The sequence below is a fragment of the Staphylococcus sp. EG-SA-15 genome (assembly GCF_017151895.1).
In the GTDB taxonomy this organism is placed as follows: domain Bacteria; phylum Bacillota; class Bacilli; order Staphylococcales; family Staphylococcaceae; genus Staphylococcus; species Staphylococcus aureus.
The window spans coordinates 1-249 of the sequence record NZ_JACVZN010000127.1; the positions used below are offsets into that span (position 1 = coordinate 1).

Annotated in this window: 2 pseudogenes; one reads left to right on the forward strand and one right to left on the reverse strand. The window is 35.3% G+C overall.

The features are described 5' to 3' along the window. Positions 1–128, reverse strand: a pseudogene (locus IDG64_RS15675) (AAA family ATPase); the annotation flags it as partial. Between IDG64_RS15675 and IDG64_RS14670 the strand changes: the two are divergent. Next, positions 115–249, forward strand: a pseudogene (locus IDG64_RS14670) (GTP-sensing pleiotropic transcriptional regulator CodY); the annotation flags it as partial. The pseudogenes IDG64_RS15675 and IDG64_RS14670 sit on opposite strands and share 14 nt — an antisense overlap.

Here is a 249-nt window from a genome sequence, read left to right on the forward strand (position 1 = left end):
GAGACATCTTGACCACTATTATGATTATTCGTCGCAACTTTGTCGATTTCATCTATAAAGATGATACCCATTTGTTCTGCTAATTCAAGCGCTTCTTGGTTAGCGCTTTCTTGATCAATTAGTTCATTATCTTATTCTGAAAAAGAAGCGATTGAACATATCTTTGAAGAACTTGGCGGTACGGAAGGCCTATTAATCGCATCAAAAGTTGCAGATAGAGTTGGTATTACTAGATCTGTAATTGTAAAT